The organism is Micromonospora sp. Utrum1 (assembly GCF_057197805.1).
On the sequence record NZ_CM170071.1, the window covers coordinates 4,612,875 to 4,632,747 of the forward strand.

At 76.1% G+C, this 19,873-nt stretch carries 19 protein-coding genes and 1 pseudogene; 6 read left to right on the forward strand and 14 right to left on the reverse strand.

Going from position 1 to position 19,873, the window contains the following annotated elements; translation table 11 throughout:
* Positions 1-39 precede the first annotated feature (39 nt).
* Positions 40-279 carry a GntR family transcriptional regulator gene (locus tag AC0OLQ_RS21660; RefSeq protein WP_484527751.1) on the reverse strand — a complete coding sequence of 80 codons (240 nt, stop codon included), beginning with the start codon at positions 277-279 and terminating at the stop codon, positions 40-42.
* A 309-nt stretch (positions 280-588) separates the two neighbouring features.
* On the opposite strand from AC0OLQ_RS21660, the gene AC0OLQ_RS21665 reads away from it, so the two are divergent.
* Positions 589-849, forward strand: a complete 261-nt coding sequence (locus tag AC0OLQ_RS21665; RefSeq protein WP_484527752.1) for a hypothetical protein — start codon at positions 589-591, stop codon at positions 847-849.
* Between the two features lie 60 nt (positions 850-909).
* On the opposite strand, the gene AC0OLQ_RS21670 is transcribed toward AC0OLQ_RS21665, so the two are convergent.
* Positions 910-1,593: a DUF305 domain-containing protein gene (locus AC0OLQ_RS21670; RefSeq protein WP_484527753.1), complete on the reverse strand. Its 684-nt coding sequence runs from the start codon at positions 1,591-1,593 to the stop codon at positions 910-912.
* Between the two features lie 138 nt (positions 1,594-1,731).
* Here AC0OLQ_RS21670 and AC0OLQ_RS21675 point away from each other — a divergent pair, with 138 nt between their 5' ends.
* Complete coding sequence (locus tag AC0OLQ_RS21675; protein WP_484527754.1) at positions 1,732-3,180, forward strand: LVIVD repeat-containing protein; 1,449 nt, start codon at positions 1,732-1,734, stop codon at positions 3,178-3,180.
* Between the two features lie 61 nt (positions 3,181-3,241).
* Here AC0OLQ_RS21675 and AC0OLQ_RS21680 read toward each other — a convergent pair whose 3' ends face one another.
* The 9 genes and pseudogenes from AC0OLQ_RS21680 to AC0OLQ_RS21720 all read right to left on the reverse strand — a co-directional run bounded on the left by AC0OLQ_RS21680 (position 3,242) and on the right by AC0OLQ_RS21720 (position 11,795).
* Positions 3,242-4,234 carry a linear amide C-N hydrolase gene (locus AC0OLQ_RS21680; protein ID WP_484527755.1) on the reverse strand — a complete coding sequence of 331 codons (993 nt, stop codon included), beginning with the start codon at positions 4,232-4,234 and terminating at the stop codon, positions 3,242-3,244.
* Between the two features lie 45 nt (positions 4,235-4,279).
* Positions 4,280-5,215 carry a PfkB family carbohydrate kinase gene (locus tag AC0OLQ_RS21685; protein ID WP_484527756.1) on the reverse strand — a complete coding sequence of 312 codons (936 nt, stop codon included), beginning with the start codon at positions 5,213-5,215 and terminating at the stop codon, positions 4,280-4,282.
* Positions 5,216-5,254: 39 nt separating this feature from the next.
* Positions 5,255-5,728: a DUF1203 domain-containing protein gene (locus tag AC0OLQ_RS21690; protein ID WP_484527757.1), complete on the reverse strand. Its 474-nt coding sequence runs from the start codon at positions 5,726-5,728 to the stop codon at positions 5,255-5,257.
* A gap of 103 nt (positions 5,729-5,831) precedes the next feature.
* A complete protein-coding gene (locus tag AC0OLQ_RS21695; RefSeq protein ID WP_484527758.1) occupies positions 5,832-6,656 on the reverse strand; it encodes a MerR family transcriptional regulator in 825 nt (274 codons plus the stop codon).
* A 49-nt stretch (positions 6,657-6,705) separates the two neighbouring features.
* Positions 6,706-8,046, reverse strand: a pseudogene (locus tag AC0OLQ_RS21700) (asparagine synthetase B family protein).
* Positions 8,047-8,050: 4 nt separating this feature from the next.
* A complete protein-coding gene (locus AC0OLQ_RS21705; protein ID WP_484527759.1) occupies positions 8,051-9,016 on the reverse strand; it encodes a hypothetical protein in 966 nt (321 codons plus the stop codon).
* A gap of 108 nt (positions 9,017-9,124) precedes the next feature.
* Positions 9,125-9,910, reverse strand: a complete 786-nt coding sequence (locus AC0OLQ_RS21710) for an isocitrate lyase/PEP mutase family protein (RefSeq protein WP_484527760.1) — start codon at positions 9,908-9,910, stop codon at positions 9,125-9,127.
* The gene (locus tag AC0OLQ_RS21715) at positions 9,907-10,908 is read right to left on the reverse strand and encodes a cytochrome P450 (RefSeq protein ID WP_484527761.1); all 1,002 of its coding nucleotides are present in this window, start codon (positions 10,906-10,908) and stop codon (positions 9,907-9,909) included. The genes AC0OLQ_RS21710 and AC0OLQ_RS21715 overlap by 4 nt, the downstream gene beginning before the upstream one ends.
* A gap of 143 nt (positions 10,909-11,051) precedes the next feature.
* A complete protein-coding gene (locus tag AC0OLQ_RS21720) occupies positions 11,052-11,795 on the reverse strand; it encodes an ArsR/SmtB family transcription factor (RefSeq protein WP_484527762.1) in 744 nt (247 codons plus the stop codon).
* Between the two features lie 129 nt (positions 11,796-11,924).
* On the opposite strand from AC0OLQ_RS21720, the gene AC0OLQ_RS21725 reads away from it, so the two are divergent.
* Complete coding sequence (locus AC0OLQ_RS21725) at positions 11,925-14,141, forward strand: glycoside hydrolase family 43 protein (RefSeq protein ID WP_484527763.1); 2,217 nt, start codon at positions 11,925-11,927, stop codon at positions 14,139-14,141.
* Between the two features lie 54 nt (positions 14,142-14,195).
* Here the strand turns inward: AC0OLQ_RS21725 and AC0OLQ_RS21730 are convergent, their stop codons facing one another.
* Positions 14,196-14,729, reverse strand: coding sequence for a 2'-5' RNA ligase family protein (locus tag AC0OLQ_RS21730; RefSeq protein ID WP_484527764.1), 534 nt, complete (start codon positions 14,727-14,729; stop codon positions 14,196-14,198).
* A gap of 57 nt (positions 14,730-14,786) precedes the next feature.
* Here AC0OLQ_RS21730 and AC0OLQ_RS21735 point away from each other — a divergent pair, with 57 nt between their 5' ends.
* Positions 14,787-15,215, forward strand: a complete 429-nt coding sequence (locus AC0OLQ_RS21735; protein WP_357340539.1) for a nucleoside deaminase — start codon at positions 14,787-14,789, stop codon at positions 15,213-15,215.
* A 15-nt stretch (positions 15,216-15,230) separates the two neighbouring features.
* Here the strand turns inward: AC0OLQ_RS21735 and AC0OLQ_RS21740 are convergent, their stop codons facing one another.
* Both AC0OLQ_RS21740 and AC0OLQ_RS21745 read right to left on the reverse strand, forming a co-directional pair.
* Positions 15,231-15,836, reverse strand: a complete 606-nt coding sequence (locus AC0OLQ_RS21740; RefSeq protein WP_357340541.1) for a response regulator — start codon at positions 15,834-15,836, stop codon at positions 15,231-15,233.
* A complete protein-coding gene (locus tag AC0OLQ_RS21745) occupies positions 15,833-16,975 on the reverse strand; it encodes a sensor histidine kinase (RefSeq protein ID WP_484527765.1) in 1,143 nt (380 codons plus the stop codon). The genes AC0OLQ_RS21740 and AC0OLQ_RS21745 overlap by 4 nt, the downstream gene beginning before the upstream one ends.
* Positions 16,976-17,108: 133 nt before the next feature.
* Here AC0OLQ_RS21745 and AC0OLQ_RS21750 point away from each other — a divergent pair, with 133 nt between their 5' ends.
* Positions 17,109-17,936, forward strand: a complete 828-nt coding sequence (locus AC0OLQ_RS21750) for a hypothetical protein (RefSeq protein ID WP_484527766.1) — start codon at positions 17,109-17,111, stop codon at positions 17,934-17,936.
* A gap of 106 nt (positions 17,937-18,042) precedes the next feature.
* Positions 18,043-19,791 carry a DEAD/DEAH box helicase gene (locus AC0OLQ_RS21755; protein ID WP_484527767.1) on the forward strand — a complete coding sequence of 583 codons (1,749 nt, stop codon included), beginning with the start codon at positions 18,043-18,045 and terminating at the stop codon, positions 19,789-19,791.
* The last annotated feature ends 82 nt before the right edge of the window (positions 19,792-19,873 follow it).

A 19,873-nucleotide genomic window follows, 5' to 3' on the forward strand; every position in this document is an offset into this window, starting at 1 on the left:
CCAGGGTACGGGCTGTCGGACTCGTCGATGCTCACCGAGTCACGAGGGCCGGTCGGCGACGAAGACGCCTAGACCCTGGTGTCCGTAAAGTTCGCCGGTCTCGATGAGGATCGTGATCGCCTGCCGGACGGTGGACTGGCTGCCGACGTCGTACAGGTCGGTCAGCGCCTTCGTCGACGGCAGCTTGTGGCCCGGCGGCCACTCGCCGGAGGCGATGCGTCCCCTGATGTCGGCGATGATGCGCCGGTAGTGCGGCTCGAACTTCCGTGGTGCGGGCATGCGAAGTACTCCCAGCTAGGCACGCCCATCTGATCACGCCACGCGGGAGAACTTCAAGAGCATCGTCGACTTTACCAGTATTGTCGGTAGAGTCTCGGAGCGAGGAGGCTCCCAGCTAGGCACTGCGGCGTCACCTCTCGGAGCGGCGTCCGACGGCCCGGCCGTTCCGCTGCTCCGACCACAGCACGGCACCACAGCCACACCGACAGGCCCGGGGCGGGTGCCGGGCTCCGGCCGGCGCGGGCGCGCGGTCGCGCCGGCCGCCCCCGCCCGCCTCGGCGCCGCCCTCCGTCGCTCCCAGGGAGAGCCATGGACTCCACCGACGCGGCGCCCGAGCCGCGCTGGATCATCCACCTGCCCACCACGCTCACCCGGCTCACCGAGGCCGTCGCGCTGGCCGTGGCGCTGCGCGAGTCGCTGGGCCACGTCACGCACATCGACTTCGGCGAGACCACGCTCAGCGAGGAGGACCGCCAGTTCGTCCGTACCCGGATCTGGTGCGACGCCCGGCTGCCCCACTGCCGCCGCTGCCCCCTCCCGGCCGACCACGACGGCCCCTGCGGCGGGTGAGCTCCCGATCTTGGACACTTACCGTTCCTCGCGAACGGCACGTGTCCAAGATCCGGCGGATCAGGGGGCGATCAGGTCGCGGAGGCGGGCGATCTCGGCGGACTGCTCGGTGGCGACCGAGTTGGCGAACTCCTGGAGCGTCTGGTCCGCGCCCACCTTCAGCAGGTCGGTGGACATGATCACCGCGCCCTCGTGGTGCGCGGTCATCATCTGCACGAAGAGCCGGTCGAACTCCGCGCCCCGGGCGGCGGCGAGCTGCCGCATCGCGTCGGCGGACTGCATCCCGCGCATTGCGCCGTGGTCGTGCCCGGGGACCTCCGCGTCGAGCCCGCGCGCGCCGAGCCAGCCCCGCAGCACCCCGATCTCGGGCCGTTGGGCGGCCCGGATCCGGTCGGCGACGGCGCGCACCCGGGGGTCGGCGGCCCGGTCGGGGGCCAGGGTGGCCACCTCCACCGCCTGCTGGTGGTGCGGAATCATCATCCGGACGTACCAGACGTCGAGGCCGTTGTAGCGCGGCGGCGCGCCGTCCCGGACCTCCTGCGCGGCGCGGGTGGCCGCCGCCTCCCCGGGCCGGCCGGGCACCACGACCGGCGGCGCGTCGACCGGGGAGACTGTTGCGGACGGGCTCGCCGCGGCCGCCGCGGGCCGCTCGTCACCCGACCGGGTCAGCGCCACGCCGACCACGACCAGGAGCGCCACCAGGGCTGTGACGGCAAGCCAGACGCGTCCCTGCCGGCCGGTCATACGACACTCCCTCCGGTCGAGGTGACAGCGATCCTATCCATAGACAATCCCGCTTAGATGTGATCGGGGTCACATTGATGAATGTCGTCGGCATGTAAGGTGTGGACAACCATCATCCCCTTTCGGAGGGTGCCGCCGGTGATCGCCAACCGCACGTCCCGAATCCGGATCGTCAGCCTCGCCGCCGCCGGCCTGCTAATCGCCGGCGTCGTCACCGCCCCACCCAGCAGCGCCCAGGAAATCTCCCGGGCACAGATCGCACCGGCCACCGTGGACAGCGCCGTCCCCGGGGTCGACGAGATCTCCAGCAGCCCCAACCTGCGGCAGATCGCCAACCTGCCGAAGCAGGCGCCATTCGACACCTCCGCGGCGTTCGGCACCGACATCGCGTTCCAGGGCCGGTACGCGTTCGTCGGCAACTACGACGGCCTCGTCATCTACGACATCTCCCGGCCGAGCGCGCCGACCATCGTGTCGCAGGTGCTCTGCCCCGGCTCGCAGAACGACGTCTCCGTCCACGGCAACCTGCTCTTCCTCTCCACCGACGCGCCGCGCAGCGACGACTCCTGCGCCAGCACCCCGGTGGACCGGACCGAGACCCGCTGGGAGGGCATCAAGGTCTTCGACATCAGCGACAAGACCAAGCCGCGGTACGTGAAGTCCGTGCAGACGTCCTGCGGCTCGCACACCCACACCCTGGTGCCGAGCAAGGACCGCCGCTCGGTCTACCTCTACGTCTCCTCGTACGGGCCGTCGGACACCTACGTGGGCTGTCCGCAGCCGCACGACTCGATCTCCATCGTCAAGGTGCCCGTGAAGGACCCGACCGCGGCCGCCGTGGTGGCCACGCCGAACCTCTTCCCGGACGGCGGCTACCCGGGCATCCCGGGTGAGAAGTCGGCCACCAGCGGCTGCCACGACATCACCGCGTACCCGGCGAAGGACCTGGCCGCCGGCGCCTGCATGGGCGACGGCATCCTGCTCGACATCGCGGACCGGGAGGCGCCGCGGGTGATCGAGCGGGTCCGGGACACCGAGAACTTCGCCTTCTGGCACTCGGCGACGTTCAACAACTCCGGCACCAAGGTGGTCTTCACCGACGAGCTGGGCGGGGGCGGCGCGGCGACCTGCAACGAGGCCACCGGGCCGAATCGCGGTGCGGACGCCATCTACGACATCACCGGTCGCGGCGACGACCGGCGGTTGACGTTCCGCAGCTACTACAAGATCCCCCGGGTCAACGCCGACACCGAGAACTGCGTGGCGCACAACGGCTCGCTGGTGCCGGTGCCCGGTCGGGACATCATGGTCCAGGCCTGGTACCAGGGCGGCATCTCGGTCTGGGACTTCACCGACTCCCGGCACCCCACGGAGATCGCCTTCTGGGAGCGGGGTCCGCTGGCCGCCGACCGGCTGCGCACCGGCGGTTCCTGGTCGGCCTACTGGTACAACGGCCACATCTACTCCAGCGACATCCAGAAGGGCCTGGACGTGCTGGAGCTGCGCGACCCGCGTACCTGGGCGGCCCGGCTGATCCAGGTGCCCGAGCTGAACGTGCAGACCCAGACGGGCTACCTGAGCTGGTGACCCTGAGCTCGTGACCCGTCGGCCGGGTCCGGCCCCTTGGCGGGGCCGGGCCCGGCTCAGCTCAGCTCATCGGCAGCCGGTAGCCGCGCTCGCCGCCGCCCGCGGTGACCAGCCGCACCTCGCCGGTGCGCAGCACGTACGTCACCGACCAGCGGGTGTGCGCCTGCCGCACGGCGTCCAGCAGGCGCAACGCGGCCGGGGCGTCCACCGACCCGCCGGCCCGGTCGAGCGCCTCGGCGAGCACACCGTAGCGGTGGTCGCGGCGTAGGTCGCGGTCGGCCACCCCGACGGCCGGCACGTTGGTCAGCGCCTGCCAGGCGCCCCGGCCCTTCTCGGCCCGCATCGCGCCGTCGACGAACTCGACCACGGCGGACGCGCCGGTGGCGTCGGCGATCAGGTAGTGCAGCGGCGGACCGCCGTCGAAGTCCAGGTTGTAGCGCCCGAACACGGCGATCGCCTCGTCCACCGTGGCGGCGGAGTCCAGCACCAGGCGCAGGATGCGTACCGAGCCGACGGTGGGCCGGCCGGGCACCGGCTCCGCCGTCGCGCCGTCGTCGGCGGCCAGCCCGACGGCCAGGCCCCGCTCGTTCATCCCGTCGAAGGGCAGCAGCGGCGCGTTCAGCAGCCGGCGGTCACCGGCCGGGTCGGCGGTGACCCCCAGGTAGGAGATGTCCACCAGGGAGATCGAGGCGTAGCCGTCCGGCGGGTCGGTGCGCAGCACCAGGGCCGGGTTCGCGTCCCAGTCGAAGTTGCGGGCGAACAGCGGCCGGCTCCGGTCGCCGCGGGCGGCGAAGAGCGAGCAGCCGAACGGTGTCGCCTGTGGCGTGCCCGCGACGCCGGCCGTCGGGTCGTAGTCGCCGACGTAGGTCATCTCGTACAGCGGCAGGTCGTCGACCCGGCGCAGGCTGGCCAGGGTCCGCTCGACCTGGCCGGCGTCCTGCCGGGAGGCGGTCGGCGTGCCGGCCCCGGCCGGCTCGGCGGGCCGGGGGCTCCCGGCGCAACCGGTGGTGACGACGAGCAGGGCGAGCCCGGTGGCGAGCAAGGTCCTCCGCATGTCCGCGACGCTAGAAGAGGCGGCGGCCGATGTCCATCGGGGACGTCAACGGTCCGGGATCCGGGCGAGCTGCGCCTCGATCGCCTCGCCGGTGAGGGCGGGCCGGCCACCGGGATGGCCCACGGTCGCGCCGGCCGCCGCGACCGCGTACCGGGCGAGCCGGGGGTACGGCTCGTCGCGGAGCAGGCCGGCCGTCACGGCGGCGACGAAGGCGTCCCCCGCGCCGGTGCTGTCCACCGTGGGCGTCTCGCTCAGCGGCACGAAGAGTTCCCCGTCGGGCCAGACGAAGGCGTTCCCCTCCCCCGCCACCTCGACGGCGACCAGCGCCGGCCCCCGGGCGGCCAGTTCCCGGCCGGCGCGCAGCCCCGCCTCGGCGTCCTTCGGCGGGTCGCCCCCGAGCAGCAGCCCGGCCTCCCGCGCGTCGGCCCGCAGCACGTCGGCCCGGGACAGCAGCTCCGCCGCGCCGTCCGGGTCCTCCGGCGCCCCGTCGAGCACCACGAGCCGGTCGGCCTCGCGAGCGGCCCGGGCCGCCGCGAGCGCCGCCGGCAGCGGCTGCTGGAGCTGGACGACCACCGCCCGGGCCGCCCCCAGCACCTCGGCCGCGGCGATCACGTCCGCCTCGGTGAGCAGGGTCGCCTCGGGGATGTCCTCCAGGTACCGCCAGCGGGCCAGGGCGTCCACCACGTCCACGATCAGCGCGCTCGGCGTGTCCGGCCGGCGCAGCACCGGGGCGACGTCGATGCCGTCGCTGCGGGCCTGGCCCAGCAGCCGGTCGCCGACCTCGTCCTCGCCGACCACACCGAGCAGGCCGACCCGGACCCCGAGCTGGGCCAGCCCGACGGCCTGGTTCGCCCCCTTGCCGCCGAGCAGCTCCCGCCGGCACCGCACCGGGGCCGTCCCGGACGGGCCGGGCACCTCGTCCACCAGCAGCACGAGGTCCCGTGCGACCTGCCCCACCACGATCGCGTCCAGTCCGGTCATGCCGGGCTGATACCCCGGCCACCGCCGGTCACGCCCGGCTCAGCCGCGGACCACGGCGAACATGTAGCAGCCGTACACCACGTTGCGGCTGTGCAGGCGGTCCACCGCCGGGTCGGCCAGCAGCTCCGCGATGACGGCGTCCGGGTCGTCGCCGTCGTGGTGCCGGCCACCGACGATCCGGCCCCGCCGGTCGTACGCCCGGAGTACCTGGGGCCGCCCCCGCCAGTCGGCCGGGTACGCCGTCGCCTCCGCCGGGCCGGGGCAGTCGACTGCGTGCGCGAAGATCGGCCCCACCTCCCGGTACGGGCCGGGCGGCAGCGGCGGGGCGTACCCGAAGAGCAGCAGCGGCTCGCCCGGGGTGGCGTCGCGGAGGCAGCAGCGCAGCGGCTCGCCGCCCTCGGCGCAGCACCGCTCGGGCGGCTGGCCGGAGGCGTCGCGGCCGGCGCGTCGCACGTCGGCCAGCACGTCGGCGGGCACGGGGCGGATCAGGTACCTGGTGCGCGTCCTCGTCATGCCGTCCAGCCTGGCCGGGAACGCGGCCGGTGGCTGGCGGCGATCGGACCTCGCGTGCCCCCGGTGGGACGGGCCGCCCGCGCGGGCGGCCCGTCCACGCGGTTCACCGCCGGGAGACCGGGATCTGCAGCTCGGTGACGCCCTTCTCCGGCGCGTCCGCGCAGTAGTCGAGGTAGACCTCGCGGGCGTACCCCTCGGCCCGCCAGCCGTTCTCCTCGATCCACCGGGCGAGCACCCGCATGCTGGTCTCCGCCTCGTCCATCGGGCCGTGGTGCACCAGCGTCGCGGCCGCGGGCAGGGCCGGCAGGTCGACCACGGCCACGTCCCCGGCGGCCGCCGGGTCGACGCCGACGGCCACCCCCGCGTGCACGACCACCGCCTCCCCCTCGCCCTCCGGCTCGTACCAGGCGATGCTCGGCCCGCTGGGGCGGACCCGCGCGGCCTCCAGGCGGCGGAACAGCTCCGGGTAGAGCGGCTGGATCACCGGGCTGATGTCCGGCGGCTCGTAGCTGGCGGCGACCGCGGTCAGTTCCGCGATCCGCACCGCGGGGATCTCCTTGAGTACGACGTCCTCGGTGGTCATGCGTCCCTCCGCATCGAGCATCCGGAGTCTCGCCTCGATCCCGGCCAGCCGGGCGGTGTCGGCGGCCACCTGCGCCGCGAGCTGGGCCCGGCGTAGCCGCAGCATGCCGCGTAGCTCGGCGACGTCCAGCCGGTCGTCGAGGATCGCCCGGACCTGGTCCAGCGTGAGGCCCAGCTCCTTCAGGGCGATCACCCGGTTGAGCCGGCCGAGCTGGTCCGCCCGGTAGTGCCGGTAGCCGGTGTGCGGGTCGACGACGGCCGGGCGGAGCAGCCCGATGCCGTCGTAGTGCCGCAGCATCCGGACCGACACCCGACCGAGTGCGGCGAATTCTCCGATGGTGAACATGGCCCCCTCACGCTCGCCCCTGACACGGTGTCAGAGTCAAGCGGCGGGGTCACGGACGGGACGCGACGCGCCGCACGGCGCGCGGGCCGACCAGCCGCCGGACCACCGGCACGGCGTTCCACTTCGCCGCGCCGACCAGGTCCCGGGCGTGCTCCAGCACGGTGTAGTCGGGGCGGGCCAGCCCGTCGGCGATGGCCCGGTCCAGGTCGTTGCCGCAGCGGGTGAGCACGCTGTCGAAGTCGCGCCGGACGGGTTCGAGCAGCTGGTAGCCGAAGGAGCGGTGCAGCCGGGCGAAGAGCGGCTTGTAGAGCCGGGCCCGCTCGTGCAGCCCCGAGGAGTACGACATCGGGTTCTTCGGCCGCCGACGGATGTAGCCGGGCAGCAGGTCGGCGAAGGCCCGCCGGACGATCCAGCTCGCGCAGTCGCCGGAAGAGCGGCACCGAGACCACCGCGTTGATGATGTCGCCGTACTCGGTCAGCTCGGCGATCCGGATCGCCTCGCGCACGTCGGCCAGCCAGATGTCCCGCGGGCGCAGCTCGATGACCTCGTGCGGCACGCCCAGTTCGGCGGCGAGCCGCCGGGCGTACGCCACGTCGGGGCTGTCCGGCACGCCGACCGTGACCGCCACGCAGTCCGGGTGCAGCTGCGCGGCGTGCAGCAGGGCCAGCGAGCTGTCCAGACCGCCGGAGAGCACCACCCCGACGGTGAGGTCGGTGTCCAGCCGTGCCCGGATGCTGTCGGTGAGCGCGACCCGGACGAGCAGGGCGGCCTCGTCCGGGTCGTCGATCACCGGCAGCCCGTCGCCGATGGTGAGCAGGTCGACGTAGGGGCGCAGCCGGACCGGCCCGTCGGGCTCGGCCCAGCCGTGGTGCCCCGGCGGCACCTCGCTGATCGGCGCGTCGTGCCCGGCCAGCGCCTTCACCTCCGAGGCCAGGTGCAGGCAGCCCGGGGCGCGGGACCAGTAGAGCGGTTTGACCCCGAGCGGGTCCCGGGCCAGGTACGCCCGGCCGGTGGCCCGCTCCACCACCACGAAGGCGTACTCGCCGCGCAGCCGGCGCACCGCCTCCTCGTCCACTGCCGGAAGGCGGCGAGCACCACCTCGGTGTCGCCGGCGGTGCGGAAGTCGTGCCCGAGCCGCGTCAGCTCCGCGCGCAGCTCGTGGTGGTTGAAGACCTCGCCGTTGTAGCAGAGCAGGTGCCGCTCGTCGGGCGAGACCCAGGGCTGCACCGCCCGCTCGCGGTCCACCACCCGCAACCGTCGTACGCCGGCGAGCAGGCCATCCTGCTGCCGGGTCTCGGTCACCTCGCCGCGCGGGGCGAGCACGGCCAGCATCCGCCGGAAGGTGGCCGGGTCGGCCTCGGGGCCGGTGCTCAGCGCGATGCCGCACATCGGCTCAGACCCCCATCTCGGCCTCGTACGCCCGCCGGAACCGCGGGCGGGCGGCGGGAGCGAGGCAGAGGTGCCAGGCCTGGCCCTCGTCGACCACGTTGATCTCGCCGGCCTCCTGCCGGGCCAGCAGCAGGTCGGCGAGGAGGTCCCGGGCGCCGAACCGTCCGTACCAGGCCAGTTCCACGTCCGCCGCCCAGCCGAGGCAGTGCCCACTGGGCACCATGGCGGCGTAGCCGAGGCGGCGCAGCCGGTACTGGTGCTCGGCGCTGCGGGCCAGGCTGGTCACCCAGAGCGGCGGGATGCCGGGCCCGGTGGCCGCGGCGAACTCCCGGCCCAGGTCGTTGAGCAGCGCGATCACCTCACGCCGGGCCCGGCGGAACCGCAACCCGGCGGTACGCGGGGTGGCGTCCGGGCGCAGCCGCCGCTGGACGGCGCGCAGCCCGCGACCGAGGACGGTGGCGGCCTGCTGCTGGTAGCGGAAGGCGAGCAGCCCGCGCCGGCGCAGCCACTCCAGGTCGACCAGGTCGGTGCTGGTGTCGACCTGACCGTCGGTGAGGAAGGTCCCGCTGTCCCGCCACCACATCACGTCGATCCTGGAGAGCAGGTAGATCCGGACCAGCGCGGTGAGGTCGTGCGCGGAGCTGCGGGCGTTGGGCTGGTAGCGGGCCATCTCCAGCAGCAGCGTCTCCCGGGCGCCGACGAAGCCCTGCGGGGTGGCGTCGAGGACGGCGGCGATGGCCGGCTCGCGCAGCCGCTGGTCGAGCAGCACCTGGCGGGCGGTGGTCGACGGCGCGTCCGCCAGAGCGCCCACCTCGACCAGCAGCTCCGCCACCGCCGTCCGGTACGCGCCCAGGTCCGGCTGCGCGGGCCCGGTGCGGCGGCCGGCGGCCGGGGGCAGCCGGCGGGCGGGGGCGGCGGACGCGACGGCGGACCCGGGCTGGTGGCCGGGGCTTCGGCTGGGCACTCGCATGGTCGGCCCCTCTCCGGGCAGGACACGGCGTGATCAAACCTGAACACACCGTAATCACCAGGATCGGTAGCTCTCCGAACAATCCTCCTATCTCCCTCCTAAGGTGCCTCATCCCGCCGAGAGGCCCTGCACCCAGGCGTAGTCCGGTGCCGCCGGCAGGCCGGTGTCGTGCCCGGCGCGCACCGCCTCGGCCAGGTGCAGCGCCGCGCCGAGGGCGGCGCGGAACAGCAGCGAGCCGGTGCTGACCCGGGCCACCCCGAGCCGGCCCAGCGCGGCCAGGTCGGGCCCGCCCGGCCGGTGCAGCACGTTGAGCGGCAGCTCCGCCTCGGCCACCAGCAACCCGACCGTGTCGTCCGGCGCCCCGGGGACGAACAACCCGTCCGCGCCCGCCGCCCGGTAGGCCCCCGCCCGGTCCAGCGCCGCCGGCAGCGGATCGGGCACGCCCAGCCACCAGGCGTCCGTGCGGGCGTTGACGAACAGCCCCGGCACGGCCGCCCGCACCGCCGCGATCTTGGCGGCGGCCAGGTCCACGGGCGCGAGCGTCCCGTCCGGGCGGCCGTCCTCCAGGTTGACCCCGACCACGCCGAGCGCGGCCAGCTCGGCGACGTACCCGGCCACCGCCGCCGGGTCGTCGCTGAAGCCGTCCTCGATGTCGACGGTGAGCAGCACCGGCACGTCCCGCAGCCGGCGGGCCAGGTCGAGGGTGTCCCTCCGGGTCGCCCCGGTCCCGTCCGGCTTGCCGGCGGCCGCGGCCACCCCGAGGCTGGTGGTGCCGACGGCCGGGTGGCCCCGGGCGGCGAGCGCCGCGGCGGAGGCGTGGTCCCAGGCGTTGGGCAGCAGGAGGGGCCGGCCCGGCTGGTGCAGGGCTCGGAAGGTCGCGGCGCGGTCGGTCATCGGAACATCACCTCGAGGTTGGTCGGGACACGGAGGGTGGGGTGTGGGGCGTAGCGCGGGGGCGGCCCGGCGGGCCCGCATCGTTCCCGCAGCACCTCGATTACGCCGGCGGCGAGAGCGAGGGCGTGCCGCTCCCCCGGGCAGCCCCGAGGCCCGGCGCCGAAGGTCAGCACCGCGCCCGGACGGCCGGCGCGGAACCGGTCCGGGTCCGGGTGGGCGGCCGGGTCCCGGTTGGCCGCGTCGAAGCGGAGCAGCAGCGGGGCGTCCGGCCCGATCTCCCGGCCGCCGAGGCGTAGCGCGCCGGTGGCGACCCGGCGGGTGGCGCGCACCGGCGGGTCCAGGCGCAGCATCTCGGCCAGCAGGTCCGCGGTGCCGAGCGCGGCCGGCGCGGCCAGCCCGTGCCGGACCGCGGCGCCGATCAACCCGGCGGTGGCGTCGGCGGCCTGCACCAGGAGCCCGATCCGGTTCGCGGCGGCCTCGGCCGAAGCCGGTGGCGACATCGCCAGCAGCGCGGCCACCGCCCGGTCGGCGCGTGCCATTGCCACCGGGTCGGCGCCCGGGTGGTAGGCGGCGGCCACCGTGGTCACCGCCGGCACGGCCGCCGCCGGGTCCGCCAGGCCGAGCCGCGCCGCCAGCACCTCCAGGGGTACGCGCCGCGCCAGCTTGCCCATCACCTCCACACGGCCCGCCGCCTCGACCCGGTCCAGCGTCGCCTCGGTCAGCCGGGCGGCCGCGTGGCGCAGTTCGTCCGGGTCGAGCTCGCCGAGCGCGGCCACCCCGAGCGCGCGCCGGCCCGGATGCCGGTCCGGGGCGCTGAACCGGCTGACCGTCCCGCGCAGCCAGGCCAGGGTGCCGGGCGGCCCGCCGGGCGCGACCGGCACCACGTACCGGGGGTCGGTCAGCACGGCGACGACGTCGGCGTGCCGGGTCACCACCCAGCCGCCGTCGACGGGCACCGGGGGCCCGCAGGCCGGCGTGTCAGGGGCGGGCGGGATCATGGCCAACTCATCGCCCGACTGTATTGCCGTTTCCCTTCGGCCCCGACCGAACTGTCGCGCGGTCGCCGGCTCTCGGACGCGGCGGCTTTCCGGCCGGAACACGTCGCCAAGGTGGAGTCGATCAGCGCACCCCGGTGACGGGGTCAGGCGCGGGCGGGGCCGCTGTCGCGGGAGGGGGGCGGTGCGAGGGCCGCCGGGTCGACGGCGAGGGCGGCGGCCAGGGCGGGGCGGCCGGCCGGGGTGAGGCGGAGCGCCCGGCCGGTGCCTCGCGCGGTCCAGCCGAGGTCGAGGAAGCGCCGGCAGAGCGCGGCGCCGAGCGCGCCGGCCAGGTGCGGGCGACGCTCGGTCCAGTCGAGGCAGTCGCGGACCAGTGGCCGCCGGGCGGCGCGCAGGGGCTCGACGGAGACGCCGAGGTCGGTCAGCCAGGCCACCCCGGTCGGGGTGAGCGCCAGGCCGCCGGCGCGGTCGAGCACGCCCCGGGCCAGCAGGGCGTCGTGCAGCAGCACGCCGAGCCGGCCGGCCAGGTGGTCGTAGCAGGTCCGGGCGTACGCGAGGGACGCCTGAGCCGACGCGGCGCGCAACGTGCGGGGCGGTGCCGCCGGGGCGGGCGCCCGGCCGGCCAGGTCCTCGATGAGCTGGGCCACCGACGGGTCGGCGAGGCGGACGTACCGGTGGCGGCCCTGCCGCTCCTCGACCAGCAGTCCGCCGCGGACCAGCCGGGTGAGGTGGTCGCTTGCGGTGGACGGCGCCACGCCGGCGGACCGGGCCAGTTCGCCGGCCGTCCAGGCCCGCCCGTCGAGCAGGGCCAGGCAGAAGCCGGCCCGCGTCGGGTCGGCGAGCAGCGCGGCGAGGCCGGCCAGCGCGCGGCCGTCGGTGCGGGTGGTCATGCCGCCAATGCTGGCACGGGAACGGTTCGGCCCCCACCGACCGGTGCGGCGGCTCTTTACATCGTTGTCTCCAACGTTGTAGAACGGGGGGCACCGCAGTGACTTCCGTCTACCTCCAAGGCAGGCCTGATGGGACACCTCCGCCGTGGCGGCGTGCTCGCCGCCGCACTCACGATGTTGCTGACCACGACCACGGCGGCCGCGCCCGCCGCCGCCGCCGCAGACCGCTACCGGAACCCGGTCTCGGCCGGCTTCGCCGACACCTTCGCCGACCCGGCCGTGGTCCGTGGGGACGACGGCCTCTGGTACGCCTTCGGCACCTCCGACCCGCTGCGCGAGGGCGAACGCCGGGCGCACCGGGTGCCGATCGCCCGCTCCGCCGACCTGGTCGACTGGACCTACGTGGGCGACGCCTTCGCCCCGGACCAGCGGCCGTCCTTCGCCGCTCCCGGTGCGGCGTTCTGGGCGCCCGACGTGCGCCGGGTCGCCGGCCGCTGGGTGATGTACGTGACCGTCACCGACACCACCGTCTCCGGCGACACCTTCGACACCGCGATCGGGGCGGCCACCGCGCCCACCCCGGCCGGACCGTGGACGTTCGCCGACGCGCCCGTGGTCGCCCCGCGGCCGGGCGGGGGCGGCGGCTACCTCTGGACCATCGACCCCAGCCAGTTCACCGATGTGGACGGCCGGTCCTACCTGTACTACGGCAGCTACTACGGCGGCATCTCGGTCACCGAGCTCTCCGCCGACGGGCTGCGCGCGGTCGGCGCGTCCACCATGGTCGCCGTCGACAACAAGTTCGAGGGCAGCTACGTGCTGCGCCACGACGGCGGGTACTGGCTGTTCGCCTCCACCGCGAACTGCTGCGCCGGGCCGGCCACCGGCTACTCCGTGCAGGTCGGCCGGGCGCGCGACCCGCGCGGGCCGTTCGTGGACCGGGACGGCCAGCGGCTGGACGTCTCCCGGGCCGGCGGCACGCCGGTGCTCACCCAGAACGGCAACCGCTGGATCGGCACCGGGCACCACGCGGTGGTCACCGACCTGTCCGGACAGGACTGGATCGCGTACCACGCGATCGACCGGGCCGACCCGTACCTGGACGAGCCGTTCGGGATCAACGAGCGGCCGATGCTGCTGGACCGCCTCGACTGGGTGGACGGCTGGCCGACCGTCAACGCCGGCGCCGGCCCCTCGGAGGGGCCGCGGCCCGCGCCGGTCACCACCGGCCGGGTCGACGCCCGCTTCGACACCGCCGACCTGGGCGGCTGGCGGGGCGGCGCGGGCCACTGGCGGGTGACCGGCGGTGCCCTGGTGGGCACCGGCACGCTGACCGCCCGGGCCGGGCTCGGCGGGGACGTGCGGGCCGAGGCCGACCTGCGGCTGGCCGGGGCGGACGCGGCTGGGCTGCGGCTCGGCGCGGTGGAGGTGCGGGTCGGCGACGGCCGGCTGACCGCCCGGGACGCCGGCGGCGCGACGGCGAGCGTGCCGCTGCCCGCCGGGCTGGACCTCGCCGACCGGCACAACCTGGCCGTGGAGGTACGCGGCCGGCAACTCGTCGCCGAGCTGAGCCCGGCCCGCCTCGGCGACCAGCTCGCCGTGGTGACGCTGACGCTGGCCCGGCCGGCGGCCGGCCCGCTCGCGCTGCGCGCCGACGGCGGCCCGGCCGAGTTCGACAACGTCAGCCTGGCCCGGCTGTACCGACCGGTCCGGCACCCGGTCGCCCCGCCCCGGGTGGGCCCGGTGCTGCCCGGCTGGTCGGACGAGTTCACCGACGGGCTCGACCCGGCCTGGCGGTGGATCCGGCCCAACCCGGCCGCCACGGTGACCGGCGGCGCGCTGCGCTGGCCGGTCGAGTCGACCGACCTGGTCGGCACCGGCAACACCGCCGGGGTGCTGCTGCGCGACGCGCCGACGGGCGACTACGTCGCGGAGACGAAGGTGACCCTCGACCTGGGCGAGGACAGCGTCCGCAACTACCAGCAGGCGGGCCTGGTGGCGTACGTGGACGACGACCGGTTCGCCCGGCTGGCCCAGGTGGCCATCTGGAACACCCGCCAGGTCGAGTACGGCTACGAGCTGCCCTTCGCCGGCCAGCCGGTGTACGGCGGCAGCATCGTCGGCACCCCGGCCACCACCACCTGGCTGCGGCTGGTCCACCACGTCGACCCGGCCACCGGCGAGCACGAGTTCCGCGCCGGGTCCAGCCGGGACGGCACGCACTGGACGTGGGGCGCGGTGTGGACCTTCCCGGCCGACACCACGCCCCGGATCGGGCTGGTCGCGCACGGCGGTGCCACCCCTGCGGTGACCGCGGAGTTCGACTACCTGCGGTTCCTCCGCTGACCCGGGCGACCGGGGCCGCCCGGCTGCGGTTTACCGCCGGCCGTGCGGCCCCGGTCAGGCGCCGGGGCGCGGGCAGGCCGGGGTCAGCTCGCTGACCGTCCGGGTGTCGCTGTCGTAGCTGCGCGCCGCCACGAACTCCCCGCCCGGCCGGTCCGGCCCGGCCACCGCCCGGGCCCGGCGGCGGTCGGCGGCACCGAAGCGCAGCGCCAGGCTCAGGTGCGGGACCCAGCGGCCGGGCAGGTGCCACGGGTGCGGCCCGGGCGCCCCGGCGAGCACGTCCCAGACCGCGCCGTGCAGGGCGACCAGCTGCGGGGCGGGGCGGACCAGCCAGACCAGCGGGGCGCTGCCGTCGAGGACGGCCACCCGGTCCAGCCGGGCCGGCAGCGGCAGCGCCGCGTCGCAGAGGTCGGCGAGGCGCTGCTCGGCGCCGGGCGGGAACTCGTCAACCGACGCGAGGGTCAGGTGCGGGCGGTTGGTCGGGTGCGCGTTGCGGGCCAGGCTGGGCAGGCCGGCGGCGGCGAGCCGGTCCCAGGCCGCCCGTACCGCCTCCTCCAGTTCCGGCGAGCAGAGCAGTTCGACCGTACGCACGCCGTCAGGCTAGCCGCCGCCGGTGTGCGGCGGCGTCCCGTGGGGAATGCCGGCCGGATGAGCGCGCTGACCGAGACCGACGAACGCCACCTGCGCCGGGCCGTCGAGCTGGCCGCCGCCGCCCGGGACGCCGGGGACGGGCCGTTCGGCTCGCTGCTGGTCGACACCGACGGGCGGGTGCTGGCCGAGGAGGTCAACACGGAGCGGACCGACGGCGACGTCACCGCCCATCCGGAGCTGAAGCTGGCCCGCTGGGCGGCCCGGCAGCTGACCCCCGAGGCGGCCGCCGTGGCCACCCTGTACACGAGCTGCCAGCCGTGCGGCATGTGCGCCGCCGCCATCGAGCGCGCCGGCCTGGGCCGGGTGGTCTACGCGCTCAGCGCCGAGCAGCTCGCCCGGCTGCGCCCGGCGCCCCCGGCCACCCCGGTGGCGTACGCCGGCCCGGCCCTGTTCGACGAGGCCCGGGTGCCGGTCCAGCCGGCCTGAGCCGGTCGGCACGGGTCAGAGCCAGCCCGCCTCGCGGGCCCGCCGGACCGCCTCGGCCCGGTCGGCCGCGCCGAGCTTCTGCACGCACGCGGCCAGGTGGTTGCGGACCGTCCCGGCCGCCAGGTGGGTCCGCCGGGCGATCACCGCGACCGGGGTGCCCAGCTCGGCCAGCCGCAGCGTCTCCAGCTCCCGCGGGGTGAGCGGGCACTCGGGCAGGGTCAGCGCCTCGGCCGCGAGGGCCGGGTCGACGTACCGGGCGCCGGCGTGCACCCGGCGGATCACGTCGGCCAGCGCGCCGCCGGGTGCCCCCTTGGCCAGGAACCCGCGCGCGCCCGCGGTCAGCGCCGGCCGGAGGTGGGCGGGCCGACCGTGCCCGGTGAGGATCACCGTGGCGCAGCCGGGCAGCACGCGGGCCAGCTCGGCGGCGACCTGGATCCCGCCGGGCGCCGGCATCTCCAGGTCCAGCACGGCGACGTCGGGCCGGTGGGCCAGCGCGGCGGCCAGGGCGGCCCGGCCGTCGGCGGCGTGCGCCACCACCTCCAGGTCGGGCTCCAGGTCGAGCAGGGCCGCGAGGGCGAGCCGGATCAGCTCCTCGTCGTCGGCCAGCAGCACCCGGATCACGAGGCCACCGGCACGGTCGCCACCAGGTGGAACACCCCGTCCTCGGCGTACGCGCGGACGCTGCCGCCGGCCGGGGCGAGCCGGTCGGCCAGCCCGCGCAGGCCGCCGCTGAGCCCGTCCGGACCGGCGCCGCCGGCCCCGTCGTTGCGTACGGTCATCGTCACCCGGCCGTCCTCCCGCGTCAGCTCGATCCGGCACCAGTCGGCCCGGCTGTGCCGCAGCACGTTCGTCCCGGCCTCGCGCAGCACGGCAGCCAGGTCGGCGGCGACCGGCGGGGGTAGCTCGCCGGCCGGCGGCACCACGGTGCACCGCACCCCGCTGGAGCGCAGCACCTCCCCCACCGCGGCCAGCTGCTCGGCCAGGTCGACGGCGCGGTAGCCGTGCACGGCCTCGCGTACCCGGGTCAGGGCGGACCCGGCGAGCCGGCGCACCTCGGCCGCCTCCCGGCCGGCCCGGGCGGCGTCGACCGGCGCGAGCCGTTCGGCCAGCTCCGCCTTGAGCGCGATCACGGTGAGGTCGTGGCCGAGCAGGTCGTGCACGTCGCGGGCGAAGCGCAGCCGCTCCTCGGCGGCAGCGAGCCGGGCCCGGGCGTCCTGCCCCTGCCGGGCCTCGACGACCAGGTCCCAGAACCAGACCTGGAGCCAGGTGACCGCGGCGCTCCCGGCGCCGATGCCGCCGGTGACGAGCAGGGCGGTGCGCAGCGGCCCGCCGGTCGCCTGGGTCACCGCGGCCGACGCGCCGAGCACCGCGGCCGACGCGAGCAGGGCGGGCAGCGGCCGGAACAGCAGCGGGGACATGCCGGCCAGGGACGCGCCCAGCCAGGCCCAGGTCGGCCAGGCGCCGGCGGCGACCGGGCCGACCAGCGGCAGGCTGAGCAGGGCGGCCAGCGCCAGCGCGGCGTGCCGGCGGCGCCGGCGGCGCCCGGCGAGCCAGGGGGTGACCGCCGCGTGCAGCACGGCCGCCTGGGCGGCGGCGAAGCCGGCCAGCCCGAGCAGGCCGAGCGCCAGGCGCAGCGGGTCCGGCTCCCGGGCCAGCCCGACGCCGGGCAGCAGCAGGGTGGTCCAGACGTTCGTCGCCAGCGACACCAGGGTGAGCTGCCGGGCCCGCCGCAGCCGGCGGTCCGGCGCGTCGACGGTCATGTCCGCCGATCCTAGGGCTAGTGGCCGCCCGGTTCACCCCTGCGGAATGTCACGCCGTACCCGTGCGCGACGCACGGTTTTCCGGTGACGGACGCGCCTGGTACCGGATGCGGGGCGCCGGCAGGGTCAGGGCATGACCGAGACGACGGTACGCGTACCCCTGCGAAACGACGCACGACGGCTGGCCGGCCACCTGGCCGGGATGGTCGTGGCGATGGTGGTCGGGATGCTGCTGCTCGGCCCGCTGTGGCGGGCCGGGACGGACCTGCTGGGCGGCGCGGACGTGCTGGCCCGGGCGGATGTCGGCGCGCTGGTGATGGCGACGGACATGGGGCTGGGCATGGCCGCCTGGATGTGGCACCGCGGCCACGGGTGGGCCCCGACCGCCGAGATGGTGCCGGTCATGTACGTCCCGTTCCTGCTGCTGCTCCCGCCCTGGTGGGCCGGACTGGTCGGGGACGACGCGCTGATGCTCGGCGGTCATCTGCTGATGCTGCCGGCGATGGCGCTGGCGGCGCTGCGGCACCGGCAGGCGCACCCGGCGCCGGCCCGCCGCCACCCGGTGGCCGCCGCCGTGGCGCGCCGGTGGCCGACCGGGTTGGCCCTGCTCATGACGGTGGACCTCTGGGTCGCGCCGACCGTGTTCTCCCCGTGGACGCTGCTGGTGCTGCCGGCCGGCTACCTGCTCATCGGCACCTGGCGGCGGCAGTGGGGCGACCGCCGGAACCTGGCCTGGCAGCTCGCCGGCCTGGCCGGCTGGGGCGGGCTGGCCGCGGGCGCCCTGCTCGCGCCGGGCGGTCTCGCCGGTGTGCTGGTCGGCCTCGGCTGGCTCGGGCACGCCGCCTGGGACGTGGCGCACCACCGCACGGGCCGGGTGGTGCCCCGCGGGTACGCCGAGTGGTGCGGGGTGATGGACGCCGCCGTCGGGCTGACCACCCTGCTGGCCGTCCTGTCCGGGTGATCGGGCGCAGGCACGGGGCCCGGCCGGACCACCCGCGACGTGGCGGGGTCGACGGTTTGCGACGGTCGCCGCGACGGCCGGGTGGCGGTGATGAAAAGCTTGCCCCATGAGTTCCGCACCAACCCCGACCGATCCCGCCAACCCCGCCGAGGACGAGGCCGCCGCCTTCGCCGACCTCGGGCTGCGCTCCGAGCTGCTGAACGCGCTGGCCGTCCTCGGCTACGAGGAGCCGACCCCGATCCAGCGGGAGGCGATCCCGCCGCTGCTCGCCGGCCGGGATCTGCTGGGCCAGGCGGCGACCGGCACCGGCAAGACCGCCGCGTTCGCCCTGCCGCTGCTGCAGCGGATGCCCGACGACCGTTCCGGCGGGGACCCGGTGTCGCTGGTGCTGGTGCCGACCCGCGAGCTGGCGGTGCAGGTCTCCGAGGCGTTCCACCGCTACGGCAAGGACCTTGGCGCCCGGGTGCTGCCGATCTACGGCGGCCAGCCGATCGGCCGGCAGCTGCGCGCCCTCGACGCCGGCGTGGACGTGGTGGTGGCGACCCCGGGCCGGGCGCTGGACCACATCGCCCGGGGCACCCTGCGGCTGGGCGCGCTGGCCACGGTGGTGCTGGACGAGGCGGACGAGATGCTCGACATGGGCTTCGCCGAGGACATCGAGGCGATCCTGGAGCACGCCCCGGCCGGCCGGCAGACCGTGCTCTTCTCGGCCACCCTGCCGGCCCGGATCGACGGGCTGGCCCGCCAGCACCTGAACGACCCGGTGCGCATCCGGATCGAGCGCGAGCAGCCGGTGGCCGGCGCGGCGCCGCGGGTGCGGCAGAGCGCGTACATCATCGCGCGGGCGCACAAGCCGGCGGCGCTGGGCCGGGTGCTGGACGTGGAGTCACCCACCGCGGCGATCGTCTTCTGCCGCAGCCGGGAGGAGGTGGACCGGCTCACCGAGACGATGAACGGCCGGGGCTACCGGGCCGAGGCGCTGCACGGCGGGATGAGCCAGGAGCAGCGCGACCGGGTGATGGGCCGGCTGCGGTCGGGCACCGCCGACCTGCTGGTGGCCACCGACGTGGCGGCGCGCGGGCTGGACGTGGAGCAGCTCACCCACGTGGTCAACTACGACGTCCCGTCGGCGCCCGAGTCGTACGTGCACCGGATCGGCCGGGTGGGCCGGGCCGGCCGGGAGGGCGTGGCCATCACCCTGGCCGAGCCACGCGAGCACCGGATGCTCAAGACCATCGAGCGGGTCACCGGCCAGCGGATCGCGGTCGACAAGCTCCCCACGGTGGCGGACCTGCGTACCCGGCGGCTGGAGCTGACCCAGGCGGCGTTGCGGGAGTCGCTGCTGGAGGACGACCTGGAGCCGTTCCGGGCGATCGTCGAGTCGCTGACCGACGAGTTCGACCTGGTGGAGGTCGCGCTGGCCGCGGTGCGGCTGGCCCACGAGGCCACCCTGCCCGGCACGGCCGACGAGGAGGAGGAGATCCCGCAGGTCGCGGTCCGCGCGCCCCGGGAGCCCCGACCGGGGTACGACGGCCGGGACCGGCGCGGCGCCGGCGCGCGTCCCCGCGCCGGGGGCACCACGCAGGTCTTCATCGGGCTGGGCCGGCGCGCCGGGGTACGCCCGCAGGACCTGGTCGGAGCGATCACCGGGGAGACCGGGGTCAGCGGCCGGGACATCGGCTCGATCGAGATCGCCGACCGGTTCTCCCTGGTGGAGGTGCCGTACGGGGTGGCCGACGAGGTGATCCAGGGGCTGCGCGGCAGCACCATCAAGGGCCGCAAGGCCACGGTGCGGCGGGACCGGGACCGGGAATCCGACGGCGGCGACCGCCGGCCGGGCCGGGACGGGCGCTGAGCCCCGACGCTCACCCCGAGCCGTCCAGCTGACCGGTCCGGCGGTGGCCGGACGCCCGGAAGCCCCCGCCGTCGGGGACGGC